This is a genomic window from Shewanella sp. SG41-4 (assembly GCF_014164505.1).
GTDB lineage: Bacteria > Pseudomonadota > Gammaproteobacteria > Enterobacterales > Shewanellaceae > Shewanella.
Genome location: NZ_JACJFI010000525.1, coordinates 1 through 1,778 on the forward strand (window position 1 = coordinate 1; position 1,778 = coordinate 1,778).

Here is a 1,778-nt window from a genome sequence, read left to right on the forward strand (position 1 = left end):
GTGGATCATCCGCATTATTGGTGGCGGTCTACAAAAAGCATTAGGCACAAGCCGTACTGAATCAATGTCAGCAACAGCGAACATTTTCGTTGGTCAAACTGAAGCACCGTTAGTAGTGCGTCCGTTTATTGCTACTATGACTCAATCAGAGTTATTCGCCATCATGGTTGGTGGTTTAGCTTCTATTGCAGGTTCTGTATTAGCTGGTTACGCTCAAATGGGTGTTCCAATTGCTTACTTAGTTGCAGCGTCTTTCATGGCGGCACCAGGTGGTCTATTAATGGCTAAACTGATGCACCCAGAAACAGAAGCTGCCATCAATGAAATGGATCAGTTACCAGATGATCCTGATAAGCCAGCAAACGTGTTAGATGCTGCTGCTTCAGGTGCTGCATCAGGTATGCACCTTGCATTGAACGTTGGTGCCATGTTGATCGCATTCGTTGGATTAATTGCAATGGTCAACGGTATTATCGGTGGCGTAACAGGTTGGTTCGGTTTAGAGGGTATTACTCTAGAGCTTATCCTTGGCTATATCTTTATGCCTCTTGCTTTCTTAATCGGTGTACCTTGGAACGAAGCGCTAGTTGCTGGTTCTTTCATCGGTCAAAAGATTGTTGTTAACGAATTTGTTGCTTACTTAAACTTCGCTCCGTATCTACTAGATGCATCTGCTGAAGGCTTCAAAGTAGTAGCTGAAACTGGCGCAATGATGTCAGACCGTACTAAAGCGATTATCTCTTTTGCTTTGTGTGGATTCGCTAACTTATCTTCTATTGCAATCTTACTTGGTGGTTTAGGTGCTATGGCTCCTTCACGTCGCCATGACCTTGCAAAATTAGGTATCCGTGCTGTTATCGCTGGTTCATTAGCTAACTTAATGAGCGCGACATTAGCCGGTTTATTCTTAGCTATCTAAGTAAGAGTAATTCCAGGGGGGGATACCTCCTACAGCTGGGTCTTTACTTTAATAATAATTAGAGACCCAGTTTTGTAATAAAGTTGTTATTGATTTTTGTGTTAATCCACCGTTTCCCAATACGAAGTTATGCTGTTTTATTGATTGCAAAAGAGGATGCATTAAATTCTCTAGTCAAGATTGAAATGTCAAATTGTTAATAATGAGTAGACAAAAAGTCGCGACATTGTTCACAGAAAAGAATTTTGTATTCGTTTTTTATTGATTAAATATTGAGATTTATATCAGTAACGGTAAAATACGAATGATTAAAAAGAAGTGCTATCCAAGAAGATAGTTAAATAATATACATGGGGTTGATGATGAAAAAATTAAATACTTTAGTATTAGCAAGTACTGTTGCTCTAGCGGGTTCTGCATTTACAGCATCTGCTGCTGAACAAACTGGTGACATTCATGCTAATGATTATAAGTGGATGCAGTTTAACATTATGTACGCAATCGATGAACATCCAATTGCGAACGAAGATGAAGCAACTCATAACTATTTAGAAATGGAATTTGGCGGTCGCTCTGGTTTTGTTGATTTATATGGTTATGTTGATGTTTTCAACTTAGCTAACAATGATTCAGGCGATAAAGATAACGGCGCGAGCAAAATGTTCATGAAGTTAGCTCCTCGTTTCTCACTTGATGCTATTACTGGTACCGATTTATCTTTCGGTCCAGTCCAAGAAGTTTATTTATCTACTCTATTTAACTGGGGTGGCGGCGCTATCAGTACTGCCGGCAACGGTGAAGGCGATGTTAACATGTCTTTCTGGGGTGTTGGCGCGGATGTAATGGTTCCATGGTTAGG

At 40.2% G+C, this 1,778-nt stretch carries 2 protein-coding genes; both read left to right on the forward strand.

Annotated elements, in window-relative coordinates:
• Positions 1-919: NupC/NupG family nucleoside CNT transporter (locus H5202_RS21865; RefSeq protein ID WP_182773892.1), on the forward strand; the 919-nt coding region annotated here is incomplete at its 5' end.
• Positions 920-1,281: 362 nt separating this feature from the next.
• Positions 1,282-1,778, forward strand: a 497-nt coding sequence (locus H5202_RS21870; protein WP_220493969.1) for an outer membrane protein OmpK, incomplete at its 3' end; no start/stop codon positions are given.